Below are 14,587 nucleotides of genomic sequence, written 5' to 3' on the forward strand. Positions count from 1 at the left end.
GCCCCGTTTTTGTTGCAGCGGCACCGAGACTACCGGATCTTCGCTGCAACGAACCACGCAGTGCTAATTTCGCAATTAGGCTGCAACGGCGGCTTTCACCTGCTTCACGATCGCAGCAAAAGCAGCCTTGTCGAACACCGCCATATCGGCCAGCACCTTGCGGTCGAGTTCGATCGACGCCTTCTTCAGGCCGTTGATGAACACGCTGTACGTCATGTCGTGCTGACGCACCGCCGCGTTGATACGCGTGATCCACAGTGCGCGGAACACACGCTTCTTGTTGCGGCGATCGCGGTAGGCGTACTGGCCAGCGCGCATGACCGCCTGCTTGGCGATGCGATAGACGTTATTGCGACGGCCGCGGTAGCCCTTCGCAAGGTTGATGATCTTCTTGTGGCGGGCCCGTGCGGTAACCCCACGTTTAACTCGAGGCATGTTTCGCTCCTTTGAGTATCAGTTGAGGGTTAGGCGAACGGAAGCATCGCGCGGACGGAGTTCAGATCGGAATCGTGAACTGCCGTGGCGCCGCGCAGGTGACGCTTGTTCTTGGTGGTTTTCTTGGTAAGAATGTGGCGCTTGAAGGCTTGACCGCGCTTGACGGTACCGCCCGGACGCACCACGAAGCGCTTTGCAGCGCTCTTCTTGGTCTTCATCTTAGGCATGACGAACAACTCCAGTTTATTAGATGGCGATGGGTGTGCGGTTGGCTGAAAGCCCCTGACCCGCCCTTCGAAACCCAGTCCACTTGTGTGCGGCGAACCGATCGTGCCGGTCGCCGCCTTTTCAGGCAAAGAGCCCGCACTTCGGGCTCTCCACCGAAACCTGCCAGTTAAAGCTTGATTCTGTGCAACCGATGGGGCGCGCAACCGTGCGCGCCATCCAATCACTTCTTCTTCTTCGGGGCCAGCACCATGATCATCTGGCGCCCTTCCATCTTCGGCATCTGCTCGACCTGCCCCACCTCGTCGAGATCGGTGCGCAAGCGTTCGAGCATGCGCATGCCGATTTCCTGGTGAGCCATTTCGCGGCCACGGAAACGCAACGTGATTTTCGTCTTGTCGCCGTCTTCGAGGAAGCGGACGAGGTTGCGCAGCTTGACGTTGTAATCGCCGTCATCCGTGCCAGGGCGGAACTTCACTTCCTTGACCTGGATGACCTTCTGCTTGAGCTTCGCCTCGTGCTGCTTTTTCGCTTCCTGGTACTTGAACTTGCCGTAGTCCATCAAACGGCAAACGGGCGGTACCGCCTGCGGGGCGATTTCAACCAGATCCACGTCCTGCTGTTCCGACAAGCGGAAAGCTTCGGCCAATTTCACGATGCCGAGCGGTTCGTTCTCGACTCCGACCAGACGCACCTCAGGTGCAGTGATTTCACCGTTGATGCGATGCGACGACTTATCAGTAGCGATGTTACGTTTCCTCTAAAAATTAAAAAAACGAGCCGCGCTGCCAGATGGCTTACTTGAACGCCTGGATGTCTTCACGCAGGCGCTCAACGAAGGTGCTGATCGGCATGACGCCCAGATCCACACCGCCACGGGCACGCACGGCTACCGTTTGTGCATCACGCTCCTTGTCGCCGATCACAAGCAGATACGGCACTTTTTCCAGCGTGTGCTCCCGTATTTTATAGCTAATTTTCTCGTTGCGCAAATCAGCCTCAACTCTAACCCCTTGTTTTTGCAACGATTGGGTCAGCGTTTGCGCATATTCGGCCTGACTTTCCGCAATATTCATCACGACGACCTGCACGGGCGCGAGCCACGCAGGCATCGCACCAGCGTGGTGCTCGATGAGAATCCCGAGGAAGCGCTCCATCGAGCCGACGATCGCCCGGTGCAACATCACCGGACGGCGGCGGCTGTTGTCCTCGGCTACGTACTCGGCGCCGAGGCGCTCCGGCAGCACCATGTCGAGCTGCAGCGTGCCGCACTGCCACGAGCGGCCCAGCGCGTCCTTGATGTGGTACTCGATTTTCGGACCGTAGAACGCGCCCTCGCCTTCGAGCTCCTCCCACTGGAGACCGCAGGCCGTCAGCGCGTCGCGCAGGCCCTGCTCCGCGCGATCCCAGATTTCGTCGGTGCCCGCGCGCTGCTCCGGACGCAGCGACAGCTTGATGTCGATATTGTCGAAGCCGAAGTCCTTGTAGACGCTCATCGCCAGCGTATTGAACTTGATCGACTCGGCGATGAACTGGTCTTCGGTACAGAAAATATGGGCGTCGTCCTGAACGAAGCCGCGCACGCGCATCAAGCCGTGCAGCGCACCCGATGCCTCGTTGCGGTGGCACGAGCCGAATTCGGCATAACGCAGCGGCAGGTCGCGGTACGAACGCAGGCCGTGCTTGAACACCTGAACGTGACCCGGGCAGTTCATCGGTTTGATTGCGTAGTCGCGCTTCTCCGACTCCGTCGTGAACATGTTTTCACGGTAGTTCTGCCAGTGGCCCGACGCCTCCCACAGCGAGCGGTCCATGATCATCGGCGTCTTGATCTCGAGGTAACCGTCCCCGTTCACGCGCCGGCGCATGTATTGCTCGACTTGCTGCCACAGCGACCAGCCCTTCGGATGCCAGAACACCATGCCCGGCGACTCGTCCTGCATGTGGAACAGGTCGAGTTGCTTGCCGAGCTTGCGGTGGTCGCGCTTTTCGGCCTCTTCGAGCATGTGCAGGTATGCGTCCTGGTCTTCCTTTTTCGTCCAGGCCGTGCCATAGATGCGTTGCAGTTGCTCGTTCTTCGAATCGCCGCGCCAATAAGCGCCCGCAACCTTCATCAGCTTGAAGACCTTGAGCTTGCCCATGGACGGCACGTGCGGGCCGCGGCACAAATCGGTGAAGCCGCCGTGCGAATAAAGCTTGATCTCGTCGCTCACCGGAATCGATTCGATGATCTCGGCCTTGTACTTCTCACCGATGCTCTTGAAATACTCCGCGGCCTCGTTGCGCGAGACCACCCGGCGCGACACCGGCTCATCCTTCTTCGCGAGATCCTGCATGCGCTTTTCGATCTTCTCGAGATCTTCCGGCGTAAAGGGGCGGTGATACGAGAAGTCGTAGTAGAAGCCGTTGTCGATCACCGGCCCGATCGTCACTTGCGCTTCCGGGTAGAGATCCTTCACTGCATATGCAAGCAAGTGCGCCGTCGAATGGCGAATGATGTCGAGGCCGTCTGCATCCTTTTCGGTGACAATCGCGAGCGCCGCGTCGCGATCGATCAGCGTCGACGTATCGACCAGCTCTCCATCGAGCTTGCCGCCGAGCGCGGCCTTCGCGAGACCGGGGCCGATGGAAGACGCCACTTCGGCAACCGTCACCGGATGATCGTACTGTCGAACCGAACCGTCAGGCAGACGTATCGAAACCATTGTGTTCTCCGAAATGCCCGCGCAAGGCGGCGCATGAAACAATGTGTTGGCTACAAAAATTCGCCGCCGATCCGCAAACCACGGACACACAGCGAATAGGCGACCAAAAAGCGGCGAAAAAAAATGCGGCCCCGCTTTCGAGGGGCCGCATTCACTTTTTCAGCAAACAACAGGGCGAAAGAGGTCCTCGACTAGCGTCGCTCCGAAGTGATTTCGGTAAACGTTCGCGGTGTCATAACCGTATTCGCCTTTTGCGCCGAGGCGCTTTCTGCACTTGCTTGAAGCTCCGGCGAACCGGAGCTTCTATTTCGTTGGTAGGCTCGATTGGACTCGAACCAACGACCCCCACCATGTCAAGGTGGTGCTCTAACCAGCTGAGCTACGAGCCTGAAGAAGCTGAAATTATATTGACCCTATCGAGACTTGGCAAGCACTTTTATGCATCGACATTAAAAAAGTATCGCGAACTCGAAGCTCACGATTTGCGCGACGCACGCACCACGCCACTTACCTCACCGAGCAGCATGCACGCGCGCTGCACTTGCGCGGCGTTCGACACCTCGACGGTGAATTGCATGAACGCCGCGTTGCGACGGCTCATCGTCTTCACGCCGATGACGTTCATCTTCTCGCGAGCGAAGACTTCGGAGATGTCGCGCAGAAGCCCTTGACGGTCCGCCGCTTCGATCGCGAGATCGACCGGATAGACCGACGATCCGCGCCCACCAAGCACGTCGGCAGACCAAGCCGTTTCCAATACACGCTCGGGCGCGCGCGCCGCCATCCGGAGGAACGTCGCGCAATCGCTGCGGTGTATCGACATGCCCTTGCCACGCGTGACGAACCCGCTGATCGCATCGGGCGGCGCCGGCCGGCAGCAGCGCGCGAGCTGCGTCAGCAGCGCGTCAACGCCGACGACCAACACGCCCGCCGACGCGCCATGCGCCACACTCGCTCCGCTGCTGCGCTTCTCGAACTGCTCGGGCGCTTCGACTTCAGGCTCGGGCGGCGGCGCATCGGAAAGCGCCTGCTCGATATTGCGCAGGCTGAACTCTTCCTTGCCGACCACGTTGAACAGATCGTCGGGCGCCTTGAAGCCGAGCTTCGCAGCAAGCTGATCGAGATTCACCGAGGTCCGGCCTTCACGCTGCAGCGTCTTCTCGACCATCGCACGTCCGGCGGCGATGTTCTCCTGCAGCTCGATTGCGTTGAACCACGCGCGCACCTTCTGCTTTGCCCGGTGGCTCTGCAAATAGCCGAGTTGCGGATTGAGCCAATCGCGCGACGGACCACCTTCTTTGACTGCGACAACCTCGACCGTCTGGCCGTTCTGCAGCGGCGTGTTGAGCGGCACCATCGCACCGTCGACGCGCGCGCCGCGGCAACGGTGCCCCAGCTCGCTATGCAGGTGATACGCGAAATCGAGCGGCGTCGCGCCCCGCGGCAGCGCGATCACGCGCGCCTGCGGCGTCAGCACGTAGATGTGGTCGTCGTCGAGCGTCGCCTGACGCAATTGCTCCCACGGCTTGCTGGAGGCCTGATCGCCCTCGGCGACGTCGTCCTTCCAGGCAAGGAGCTGACGCAGCCAGGCAATCTTCTCGTCGTATTTCTCGCTCGCGGTGACCTGGCCGCCGTAGCCGCGCGTGCCCGCTTCCTTGTAGCGCCAGTGGGCGGCGACGCCGTATTCGGCGAACTGATGCATTTCGTGCGTGCGGATCTGCACTTCGAACGCGCGGCCGTCATCGCCGATCACGACCGTGTGCAGCGACTTGTAGCCGTTGGGCTTCGGCCGCGAGATGTAATCGTCGAACTCCTTCGGAATCGGCTGCCACAGGTTGTGGACGATGCCGAGCACGGTGTAGCAATCCTTGATGTCCGGCACGATCACGCGGAACGCGCGCACGTCGTAAAGCTCGGCGAAATCGAGCTCCTTGCCGCGCATCTTGCGCCAGATGCTGTAGATGTGCTTTGGCCGCCCGCTCACGTCCGCGCGAATGCTTGCGGCGGCGAGCTCCTGCTGCAGGCGCTCAATTGCGCTCGCGACATAGCCTTCACGCTCGACACGCTTTTCGTCGAGCAGCTTCGCGATGCGCTTGTAGGTATCCGGATCTTCGAAGCGGAATGCGAGGTCTTCGAGCTCCCACTTCAGTTGCCAGATACCGAGCCGGTTCGCGAGCGGCGCGTAGATATCGAGCGTTTCGCGCGCGACGTCGGGGCCGGGTGACAGCTTCGCAGCCGCGTAGTACCGCAGCGACTGCAGGCGCGAGGCGAGGCGGATCAACACCACGCGAATGTCCTGGGCGAACGCGAGCAACATCTTGCGCAGCGCTTCGATCTGCGCGCGGCGCTCCGCCTGCGCATCGCGCCCAGCTTCCGGCAAGGCGCTTTGCGCCGCGCGCAAGCCGACCGTGCCGAGCCGCAACAGCTTGCGCACATCGCCGACAAGCTGCGCGACCTCCTCACCGAAGCGCTCGGCGATCACGTGCTCGGGATCCTCGAGATGCGGCGTCAGCGCAAACAGCGCGGCCGCCAGCACAGCAGGCGGATCGACGTTCAGCGTGCTCATGATCGCCGCGGTTCCCGCGGCGTGATCGGCAAGCAGCTCGCCCGACGAGAGCCGCGCGTCGCCGGCGTGCTCGCGCACGAACGCCAACGCGTCGTCGAACGACGGCGTCGGGTTCGTTCCGGTCGTAACGGTATCGGCAGTCATCGTGCAGCGCCAAGCGAGGAAAAACGCAGACTCAACGTGTCTCAACTCCGCTGCGCAGCCACGACCACGATTTCGACGAGGCACTTCGGATTCGCGAGCTTCGCCTCGACCGTCGCACGCGGCGGCGTCGCGCCGGCTGCGACCCAGGTGTCCCAGACGGTGTTCATGCCGCCGAAGTCGACCATGTCCGCCAGATAGATCTGCACCGACAGCAGCTGCGACTTGTCGCTGTCCGCCTCGCCGAGCAAGCGGTCGATATGGCCGAGCACTTCGCGTGTCTGGCCTTCGATGTCCTGCTCCGTATCGTCGGCGATCTGACCGGCGAGATAGACCGTGCCGTTGTGAATCGCGATTTCCGAAAGACGCGCGCCGACGTGATGACGAATGACTGCCATGAAGTTTCCTGGATGAGTGAGCGTTGATCGATGTTGAGCGCGCGCAAACGCGTCATGCCGCCGCGCGCAATCCCATATTATGACGCGCCGTGCGTTTCGCCGACAAAGAAGCGGCGTGCGATCGCGATCTGGGCTGCGTCGAGAAACGCCGGCGCATGGCCGACGCCGTCGATCTCGACGCCCGATACGGCCTGCCCGCGTTCGACCATTTGCGCGACCGTCTCGCGCGACAGCAAATCCGACTCCGCGCCGCGCACGGCCAGCACCGGCCCCGGTATCGCCGCGAGCGCGCCCCACAGCGCCGCCTCGCCGGCCGCGGCTGCCTCGGGCGTAGTCGCCGCGAACGGTACCGCGATGCGAGGATCGTAGCGAAACTCCCAGGCGCCGTCGCCGCGCTCGCGCAAGAGCGGCGTGTTGATCTCGTTCCATTCCTGCGGCGTCAGCGGCCCGAACGACGCGGCGAGCGCCGCCGCATGGTCGATCCCCTCCTGCTTCGTCGCGAAGCGCGCCGGCTTGCCGAGATACTCCCCGATGCGCTCCAGCGCCACCGGCTCGATATGCGGACCGATGTCGTTGAGCAGCAGCTTCCGGATCGGCGAATTCGGCAGGCCTGCAAGACCCATCCCGATCAGCCCGCCCATCGACGTGCCGAACCAATCGACCGATTCGACGTCAAGCCGCGCGATGAGCGTCACCATGTCGGCGACGTACTGCGGCACGGCATAGTAGTTGGGGTTATTGAGCCAGTCCGACAAGCCTCGCCCGGCCACGTCGGGACACACGACCCGATAGACATCCCCCAGCGCCGCAGCCAACCGGTCGAAATCGCGCCCCGAACGCGTGAGCCCATGCACGCACACGAGCACGCGAGGATTCGCGGCATCGCCCCACTCGGTATAGGCAATGCGATGCAGCCCGCCCGGGCTCGCGCATTGCACGTAACGTTGACGGGGAACAGCCGATGGAGCGGCGGATGCGGTGGTCATCTGGGCTTTCCTTGCTTGATGTGCGGACCGGCGAAACGATGGCCTGCGTCGACGCGCGGGCCTTGGGACGGCACGAAGAAGATGCTGTCGATTGTAAACGCTTTGCGATTACGGAAGACTTGGCCGAACGGCTGACGCGGCACGCACAAGCTCGCGCCAAGCCGGCGCCAAACGGGATAGGGGCGCTCAGGTAGCCTGAGCGATCCCCTCCCACACCCGGCGTGCGGGTCCGCACCGGGCGGTTCGAGCCGTTGAGGTCATGAGAGCCGAGGTACGCCAAGCCGGTCGAAGTAGGCGATGCGTATCGCTCGGTTCAGCAGCAAGCGGCTGTTATGCCACCACCGCCGACTATTCGCGGCTACCTCTCGGGCATCCGCGTGCGAGGCGCCCAGCGCCCTCAACTCCTGGTACATCGTCGTGCCCCAGCGCCAGTGCTTGAGCTGCAACGCGCGCAGCCGGTGCCGGATCCACTCGTCGAGCGTGCGGAACACCCTCGGCGTTTGCGCAAGTTGGAAGTACGCCTTCCAACCCGGTATATACGCCTTGAGCTTGTCCGTTACTTCCGCCAGACTTCGCCCACTCGATCTGCGTGTCAGCTCCCGGATGCGTTGCTTGAAGGTCTCCAGTGCCGCTCGGGCAACCGCGCACTTAACCCGACCGCCCGCTCCGTGCCACAACCGGTAGCCCAGAAACTTGCGTCTGCTCGCATACGCCACCGCCGTCTTGGCCTCGTTGACCTTCAGGTGAAGCCGCTCGTAGAGCTTGCGCAAGCTGTCCAGCACTCGCTCGCCTGCGCGGTGACTGCGCACGTACACGTTGCAGTCTTCGGCGTAGCGCACGAAGCGGTGGCCACGTTTCTCTAACGTCCGATCCACCTCGTCCAGCAGTACATTGGCCAGCAACCGCGAGAGCGGCCCACCCTGCGGCGTGCCCTCGTATCGCTCACTGACCACCCCGCCATCCATGATTCCAGCCACAAGGTAGTGACGAATCAGCCGCAGCACGGCCTTGTCCGCGATCCGCCTCGAGAGCCGCTCCATCAGAATGTCGTGATTGACCCGATCAAAGAACTTCTCCAGATCCACATCGACCACCACACGGTAGCCGTCCTGCACCTGACGCTGAGCTGCTAGCACCGCATCGCGCGCACGCCGTCCCGCTCGAAAGCCGTAATTGTGTTCGGAGAAGCTCGGATCAATCATGGGCTGCAAGACTTGCAGCAGGGCTTGCTGGATCAGCCGATCCGTCACCGTCGGTATCCCCAGTTCACGCCTCCCGCCCCCAGGTTTCGGAATCTGGACTCGCCTCACCGGCGCGGGCCGGTAGCTGCCGTCCAGTAATGCATCCCGAATCCGGGGCCAGTGCGTCTTGAGATGCTCCGCCGTCTCGACAATCGACTTCCCATCCACCCCGGCACTACCGCGATTGGCTTTGACGCGTTTCCACGCCATCACCAGATTCGCTCTCGCGAGCATCTGCGATAGCAGACTGTCTCGCCCCAAGCCTCCAGTTTCGTCTCGCGCCGTCCGTGCTTCATCACGCACCGCTCCCGGCTCGGCTTCACCTTGCCTGCCTTCGTTGCGTCCCGCGTCGGCGGGCTTCTTATGCACTGCACGTCCGAGCGTCACGGCCTTCGACCCTCCTACTCGTTCGACCCTTCGCCCCCAACCGGCAGCTACTACGGCCTCTGCTGACTTCTCGCTCCGGCTCAGCGCCGTCGCCCTTTCAGGCACGAGGCGAGATCTCCCCAGGTAAGAACACACTCCTTCATCGCACAACCGCCGCATTTACGCCGCTTCGCCTTGGTCACGAGAGCTTCGCGGTATCTTGCCCGCTCGCCCTGCCAAGCAGCGCCTTCTATACGGTTCTTGTCCATCGGCTCGCGATTTACGCTCCACGCTTCCTCCCCACACTCGGTCGCCCTCGTGCAGTTGCGCTTCGCTTCATTCGCCATGACCAGCTTATGGCGGGACTTGCACCCGCAGGACTGCGCCCATGCTGGGCGCACAACGAAAACGGGCGAGGCTCTCGCCTCACCCGTTTGTCACATTCACGCGCCGACGGCAACCGCCGGCCGGCCCGATCTCAATGCAGCGCGCTCACATCGAGCGGTGCACCGGTCTTCGCCTTGATCTCCTCGACGGTAACGCCGCTCGCCAGCTCCACGAGCTTCAGCCCGTCGTCGGTCACGTCGATCACGCCGAGATCGGTGATGATCCGGTCGACGACGCCCACGCCCGTAAGCGGCAGCGTGCATTCCTCGAGGATCTTGTGCTGGTCGCCCTTCGCGACATGCTCCATCAGCACCACGACGCGCTTCACGCCGGCCACGAGGTCCATCGCGCCGCCCATTCCCTTGATCATCTTGCCGGGAATCATCCAGTTCGCGAGGTCGCCCTTCTTGCTGATCTGCATCGCACCGAGAATCGCGAGGTTGATGTGGCCGCCGCGAATCATCGCGAACGAGTCGGCCGATGAGAAGATCGACGATCCCGGCAGCGTCGTCACGGTCTGCTTGCCAGCGTTGATCAGGTCAGCGTCGACTTCCTCTTCGGTCGGCGACGGGCCGATGCCGAGCAGGCCGTTCTCCGACTGCAGCCACACTTCGACACCGGGCGGCACGTGGTTCGCGACCAGCGTCGGCAGGCCAATGCCGAGATTCACATAGAAGCCGTCCTGCAGTTCCTGCGCCGCGCGCGCGGCCATTTCGTCACGAGTCCATGCCATGATCACTCTCCTTTCGCGCGGACGATGCGTTGTTCGATGCGTTTTTCCGGATGCGCATTGAGCACGATGCGCTGCACGAAGATGCCGGGCGTGTGGATCGCGTCCGGGTCGAGCTCGCCGGTCTCGACGATCTCCTCGACCTCGACCACCGTGATCTTGCCGGCCATCGCGCACATCGGGTTGAAGTTGCGCGCCGTGCGGCGGTAGATCAGATTGCCGGACTTGTCGGCCTTCCAGGCCTTGACGAGCGCGACGTCCGCCGTGAGCGACGGCTCGAGCACGTATTGGCGGTCGCCGAACTGGCGGGTTTCCTTGCCTTCCGCGATGATCGTGCCGTAGCCCGTGTTCGTGAAGAATGCCGGGATGCCCGCGCCGCCCGCGCGCAGTTTCTCGGCGAGCGTGCCTTGCGGCGTGAACTCGAGCTCGAGCTCGCCCGACAGATATTGACGCTCGAATTCCTTGTTCTCGCCGACATACGACGAGATCATTTTCTTGATCTGCCGCGTCTCGAGCAGAAGACCGAGGCCGAAGCCGTCGACACCCGCGTTGTTGCTGATGCAGGTAATGCCCTTGACGCCCGAATCGCGCAGCGCCCCGATCAGCGCCTCGGGAATGCCGCACAAACCGAAGCCGCCAACGGCGAAGGTCTGCTCGTCCTCGACGATGCCTTCGAGCGCGGCGGATGCGCTTGGATAGACTTTGTTCATCTGTGTGTCCCTTCCTTTTCCTCGAATGGAAACCTGAAAACCGGACCGGTGCGGTGAGCATCGATCACGATCCCGATGCCTCATCATTCTAGTCACGTACGGCGAATACCGGCGTCGAACCCGGCAAACCGTCCCGCGTGTGCCGCCCGTTGTGATATGCGTGAAAGGGTACGATGCGCAGGCATTGCGGCACAATACGCAAAAATACATAAGCAATCGCCCGGCGGAGCCTGGCCCCGCACCGCTTCAACCATGCCCCAGATCGACTACCAGACCGCCTTTCATCTCGCCCCGATCGGGCTCGTGCTGTCGCGCGACCGGGTCATCGAAGACTGCAACGACGCGCTCGCCGCGATCTTCCGTTGCGAGCGGGCGGCGCTGATCGGGCAATCGTTCCAGACGCTCTACCCGTCGCCGGCGGAATTCGAGCGGATCGGCGAGCGCATCGGCCCGATCATGACGGCGCAAGGCAGTTACGCCGACGACCGCATCATGAAACGCGCGACAGGCGAATTGTTCTGGTGTCATGTGACAGGACGCGCGCTCGACCGGCGCGCGCCGCTCGCAGCGGGCGTCTGGACCTTCGAGGATCTGAGCGCGACACGCCGCGTCGCCGTCGAGCTGACGCCGCGCGAGCGCGAGATCGCCGCGCTGCTCGCGACCGGCAAGACGAGCAAGCAGATCGGACGCACGCTCGACATTAGTTCGCGCACGGTCGACGTCTACCGGGCGCGGCTGATGCGCAAGTACGGCACGGGCAACGCGACCGAACTCCTGCAAAGACTGCTGGGGAACTAGCCGGGCCTGCGAGCCTGGCGCGAATGCGCATCGCTTCGAACGAAGGACGCGCAGGCCAACGCAAGCTCAGGACGCTTTGACCAGCACCGCGTTTTCGATGGTGTCGCGCAGCAGGTCCGGAATCGGCACCGACTTGCCGGCCGCATAGTCGATCCACACGCAGCGCGCACTGCCGCGTGCGCAGAGCTGCCCGGGATCGTCGGCGCGCTTGAGTTCGAAACCGGTGTCGAAGCTGCTCCGCCCGGGCTTGCCGATGGTCATCCGGCCGATGACGTCGCCCGGGTAGTGCAATTGCTTGAGAAACTCCATCGACGCATTGACGATCACCGGCCCCTGCCCTTCTTCGCCGCCGCCCATGATGCCCAGATGTTCGAACCAGGAAATCCGCACCTGCTCCATGTAGCGGAAATAGACGGTGTTATTCACGTGGCCGAAGGCGTCCATGTCGCCCCAGCGGATCGGCATCGACATCTCGAAAACAGGGTGGTAATCGCTCATCAAACTTTTTCTGCAAAGGAAAATCGGGGTAATGCGATTGACAGCGTGCTAGGCGAGCCCAAAGCCATCGTCGGCGGAAATCACCGCGCCGTTGACGAACTGCGATTCGTCAGCGGCAAGCAACAGCAACAGGCCGTCGAGGTCTTCCGGCTGGCCGACGCGCCGGCGCGGCAGCATCGACAGCAGCTTCTGGCCTTGCTCGGTCGACCAGTGGTGATGGTTGATCTCGGTATCGATATAGCCGGGACAGATCGCGTTCACGTTGATGCCATGGCGGCCCCATTCGAGCGCCATCGCCTTCGTCATGTGCACGACAGCGGCCTTGCTCATCGAATAAAGGCCGATTTGCGGCAGCACCCTCAGGCCGGCCACCGACGCAATGTTGATGATCCGGTAAGCCGGCTTCTGCGAGCCGCTCGCGCGCATCATCATCCGCTTTGCCACTTCCTGCGCGACGAAGAAGGCGCCGCGCGTGTTGGTGTCGAACACGTATTCGAAGTCGGCGGGCGTGACGTCGACGAGCCGCTGCGTCGTCGACACACCCGAGTTGTTGACGAGGATGTCGATCGTCCCCGCCTCGGTCTCCGCATGCGCGACCGCGGATTTGATGCTTTGGTAGTCGGTCACGTCGAGCGAGACGACGTGCGCCGCGCCGCCGGACGCCTCGATCTCGGCGCGCAGTTCCTTCAGGCGCTCGACCCGGCGGCTCGCGAGGACGACCTTCGCGCCCGCCTGCGACAGCACCTGCGCAAAGCGCTTGCCAAGCCCGCTCGAGGCGCCGGTGATCAAAGCGACCTTGCCTTCCAGATTGATCGAACGGCCCATTGTCGTTCCTTGTTCGGTAGAAATTGGCGGATTACGGGCTCGCCGCAATCACGCGGCGACACCCTATCATGAAATAGAACGATCGTGCTAATCTGCGCAGATGCGGTTGCGGCGTACCGATCGTTCGCTGACAATACGAACCCGAAAAAAGCATTCTACCGGCAGAGGAGCCCCAATGACCCCCGAAAGTCTCATCGAGCAATACGGCCCGCGCGAGTCGATGGAGTACGACGTCGTGATCGTCGGCGGCGGCCCCGCGGGGCTCTCGGCGGCGATCCGCTTGAAGCAGCTGGCGGCGGAAAAGGGCGTCGAGATCGGCGTCTGCGTGCTGGAGAAGGGCTCGGAGATCGGCGCGCATATCCTCTCCGGCGCGGTGATGGACCCGCGAGCGCTGAATGAGCTGATGCCCGACTGGAAGGAAAAAGGCGCGCCTTTGAACGTCGCGGTGACCGAGGACCGCTTCCTCTTTCTCACCGAGACAGGCGCCGTCAAGACCCCGAACTGGGCGCTGCCCGACAACTTCAAGAACCACGGCAACTACGTGATCAGCCTCGCCAACGTCACGCGCTGGCTGGGGCAGCAGGCCGAAGCGCTTGGCGTCGAGATCTTTCCGGGCTTTCCGGCTGCGGAAGTGCTTTACAACGACGACGGCTCGGTGAAAGGCGTCGTCACCGGCAACCTGGGCGTCGGCCGCGACGGCGAGCCCACCGAGAACTTCCAGCTCGGCATGGAGCTGCACGCCAAATACACGCTCTTCTGCGAAGGCTGCCGCGGGCACCTGGGCCGCCAGCTCAACGAGACCTTCAAGCTCAATAAGGACGCCGACCCGCAGGTCTACGGCATCGGCATCNGAAGGAAAAAGGCGCGCCTTTGAACGTCGAAGTGACCGAGGACCGCTTCCTCTTTCTCACCGAGACAGGCGCCGTCAAGACCCCGAACTGGGCGCTGCCGGACAACTTCAAGAACCACGGCAACTACGTGATCAGCCTCGCCAACGTCACGCGCTGGCTGGGGCAGCAGGCCGAAGCGCTTGGCGTCGAGATCTTCCCGGGCTTTCCTGCTGCGGAAGTGCTTTACAACGACGACGGCTCGGTCAAAGGCGTCGTCACCGGCAACCTGGGCGTCGGCCGCGACGGCGAGCCCACCGAGAACTTCCAGCTCGGCATGGAGCTGCACGCCAAATACACGCTCTTCTGCGAAGGCTGCCGCGGGCACCTGGGCCGCCAGCTCAACGAGACCTTCAAGCTCAATAAGGATGCCGACCCGCAGGTCTACGGCATCGGCATCAAGGAGCTGTGGGAGATCGATCCGGCCAAGCACCAGCCGGGGCTCGTGATCCACACCGCCGGCTGGCCGCTGGAGAAGGACACCTACGGCGGCTCGTTCCTCTATCACATCGACAACAACCAGGTGATGGTCGGCTTCGTGGTCGGCCTGGGCTATACGAATCCGTATCTGTCGCCGTTCGAGGAGTTCCAGCGCTACAAGACGCATCCCGAGATCCGCAAGGTGCTCGAAGGCGGCAAGCGCGTCTCGTACGGCGCGCGGGCGATCACGGCGGGCGGGCTGATGTCGC

Annotated in this window: 13 protein-coding genes, 1 tRNA gene and 2 pseudogenes; 3 read left to right on the forward strand and 13 right to left on the reverse strand. The window is 62.7% G+C overall.

Going from position 1 to position 14,587, the window contains the following annotated elements:
- Positions 1-75: 75 nt before the first annotated feature.
- From rplT to FAZ69_RS27670, 11 genes are all read right to left on the reverse strand, one after another.
- Entirely contained in the window at positions 76-435 is a 360-nt protein-coding gene (gene rplT, locus FAZ69_RS27610) for a 50S ribosomal protein L20 (RefSeq protein WP_004192938.1), read from the reverse strand.
- 29 nt (positions 436-464) lie between these two features.
- Positions 465-662, reverse strand: a complete 198-nt coding sequence (gene rpmI / locus FAZ69_RS27615; RefSeq protein ID WP_004191477.1) for a 50S ribosomal protein L35 — start codon at positions 660-662, stop codon at positions 465-467.
- Positions 663-883: 221 nt separating this feature from the next.
- A complete protein-coding gene (gene infC, locus FAZ69_RS27620; RefSeq protein ID WP_136898272.1) occupies positions 884-1,408 on the reverse strand; it encodes a translation initiation factor IF-3 in 525 nt (174 codons plus the stop codon).
- A gap of 49 nt (positions 1,409-1,457) precedes the next feature.
- A complete protein-coding gene (gene thrS / locus FAZ69_RS27625; protein WP_136898273.1) occupies positions 1,458-3,365 on the reverse strand; it encodes a threonine--tRNA ligase in 1,908 nt (635 codons plus the stop codon).
- A gap of 312 nt (positions 3,366-3,677) precedes the next feature.
- Positions 3,678-3,754 (reverse strand) — tRNA-Val (locus tag FAZ69_RS27635).
- An 86-nt stretch (positions 3,755-3,840) separates the two neighbouring features.
- Positions 3,841-6,075 (reverse strand): RelA/SpoT family protein, encoded by a 2,235-nt coding sequence (locus FAZ69_RS27640; protein ID WP_136898274.1) that lies wholly within the window; start codon positions 6,073-6,075, stop codon positions 3,841-3,843.
- Between the two features lie 41 nt (positions 6,076-6,116).
- Positions 6,117-6,470, reverse strand: coding sequence for a RidA family protein (locus FAZ69_RS27645; protein WP_136898275.1), 354 nt, complete (start codon positions 6,468-6,470; stop codon positions 6,117-6,119).
- A gap of 77 nt (positions 6,471-6,547) precedes the next feature.
- Entirely contained in the window at positions 6,548-7,456 is a 909-nt protein-coding gene (locus FAZ69_RS27650) for an alpha/beta fold hydrolase (protein WP_136898276.1), read from the reverse strand.
- A gap of 257 nt (positions 7,457-7,713) precedes the next feature.
- Entirely contained in the window at positions 7,714-9,084 is a 1,371-nt protein-coding gene (gene ltrA / locus FAZ69_RS27655) for a group II intron reverse transcriptase/maturase (RefSeq protein ID WP_136898277.1), read from the reverse strand.
- Between the two features lie 457 nt (positions 9,085-9,541).
- Positions 9,542-10,183 carry a CoA transferase subunit B gene (locus FAZ69_RS27665; protein ID WP_136898279.1) on the reverse strand — a complete coding sequence of 214 codons (642 nt, stop codon included), beginning with the start codon at positions 10,181-10,183 and terminating at the stop codon, positions 9,542-9,544.
- A gap of 2 nt (positions 10,184-10,185) precedes the next feature.
- On the reverse strand, positions 10,186-10,890 hold the full coding sequence (locus FAZ69_RS27670) for a CoA transferase subunit A (protein WP_136898280.1): 705 nt from the start codon (positions 10,888-10,890) through the stop codon (positions 10,186-10,188).
- Between the two features lie 252 nt (positions 10,891-11,142).
- On the opposite strand from FAZ69_RS27670, the gene FAZ69_RS27675 reads away from it, so the two are divergent.
- A complete protein-coding gene (locus FAZ69_RS27675) occupies positions 11,143-11,688 on the forward strand; it encodes a PAS and helix-turn-helix domain-containing protein (protein WP_136898281.1) in 546 nt (181 codons plus the stop codon).
- Positions 11,689-11,754: 66 nt separating this feature from the next.
- Here the strand turns inward: FAZ69_RS27675 and FAZ69_RS27680 are convergent, their stop codons facing one another.
- Together FAZ69_RS27680 and FAZ69_RS27685 are read right to left on the reverse strand one after the other, a co-directional pair.
- Entirely contained in the window at positions 11,755-12,186 is a 432-nt protein-coding gene (locus FAZ69_RS27680; protein WP_136898282.1) for an acyl-CoA thioesterase, read from the reverse strand.
- Between the two features lie 48 nt (positions 12,187-12,234).
- The gene (locus tag FAZ69_RS27685) at positions 12,235-13,011 is read right to left on the reverse strand and encodes an SDR family oxidoreductase (protein ID WP_136898283.1); all 777 of its coding nucleotides are present in this window, start codon (positions 13,009-13,011) and stop codon (positions 12,235-12,237) included.
- A gap of 84 nt (positions 13,012-13,095) precedes the next feature.
- Between FAZ69_RS27685 and FAZ69_RS27690 the strand changes: the two are divergent.
- Together FAZ69_RS27690 and FAZ69_RS27695 are read left to right on the forward strand one after the other, a co-directional pair.
- A pseudogene (locus FAZ69_RS27690) lies at positions 13,096-13,861 on the forward strand (NAD(P)/FAD-dependent oxidoreductase); the annotation flags it as partial.
- Between the two features lie 2 nt (positions 13,862-13,863).
- Positions 13,864-14,587: pseudogene (locus FAZ69_RS27695) on the forward strand (NAD(P)/FAD-dependent oxidoreductase); the annotation flags it as partial.

The sequence above is a fragment of the Trinickia terrae genome (genome assembly GCF_005144415.1).
In the GTDB taxonomy this organism is placed as follows: domain Bacteria; phylum Pseudomonadota; class Gammaproteobacteria; order Burkholderiales; family Burkholderiaceae; genus Trinickia_A; species Trinickia_A terrae.

Coding starts and splice junctions, on each gene's coding strand:
- FAZ69_RS27650 (WP_136898276.1), bottom strand. CDS start 7,456: ATGACCACCGCATCCGCCGCTCCATCGGCTGTTCCCCGTCAACGTTAC.
- FAZ69_RS27665 (WP_136898279.1), bottom strand. CDS start 10,183: ATGGCATGGACTCGTGACGAAATGGCCGCGCGCGCGGCGCAGGAACTG.
- rpmI (WP_004191477.1), bottom strand. CDS start 662: ATGCCTAAGATGAAGACCAAGAAGAGCGCTGCAAAGCGCTTCGTGGTG.
- FAZ69_RS27685 (WP_136898283.1), bottom strand. CDS start 13,011: ATGGGCCGTTCGATCAATCTGGAAGGCAAGGTCGCTTTGATCACCGGC.
- rplT (WP_004192938.1), bottom strand. CDS start 435: ATGCCTCGAGTTAAACGTGGGGTTACCGCACGGGCCCGCCACAAGAAG.
- FAZ69_RS27675 (WP_136898281.1), top strand. CDS start 11,143: ATGCCCCAGATCGACTACCAGACCGCCTTTCATCTCGCCCCGATCGGG.
- FAZ69_RS27670 (WP_136898280.1), bottom strand. CDS start 10,890: ATGAACAAAGTCTATCCAAGCGCATCCGCCGCGCTCGAAGGCATCGTC.
- FAZ69_RS27640 (WP_136898274.1), bottom strand. CDS start 6,075: ATGACTGCCGATACCGTTACGACCGGAACGAACCCGACGCCGTCGTTC.
- thrS (WP_136898273.1), bottom strand. CDS start 3,365: ATGGTTTCGATACGTCTGCCTGACGGTTCGGTTCGACAGTACGATCAT.
- FAZ69_RS27680 (WP_136898282.1), bottom strand. CDS start 12,186: ATGAGCGATTACCACCCTGTTTTCGAGATGTCGATGCCGATCCGCTGG.
- FAZ69_RS27645 (WP_136898275.1), bottom strand. CDS start 6,470: ATGGCAGTCATTCGTCATCACGTCGGCGCGCGTCTTTCGGAAATCGCG.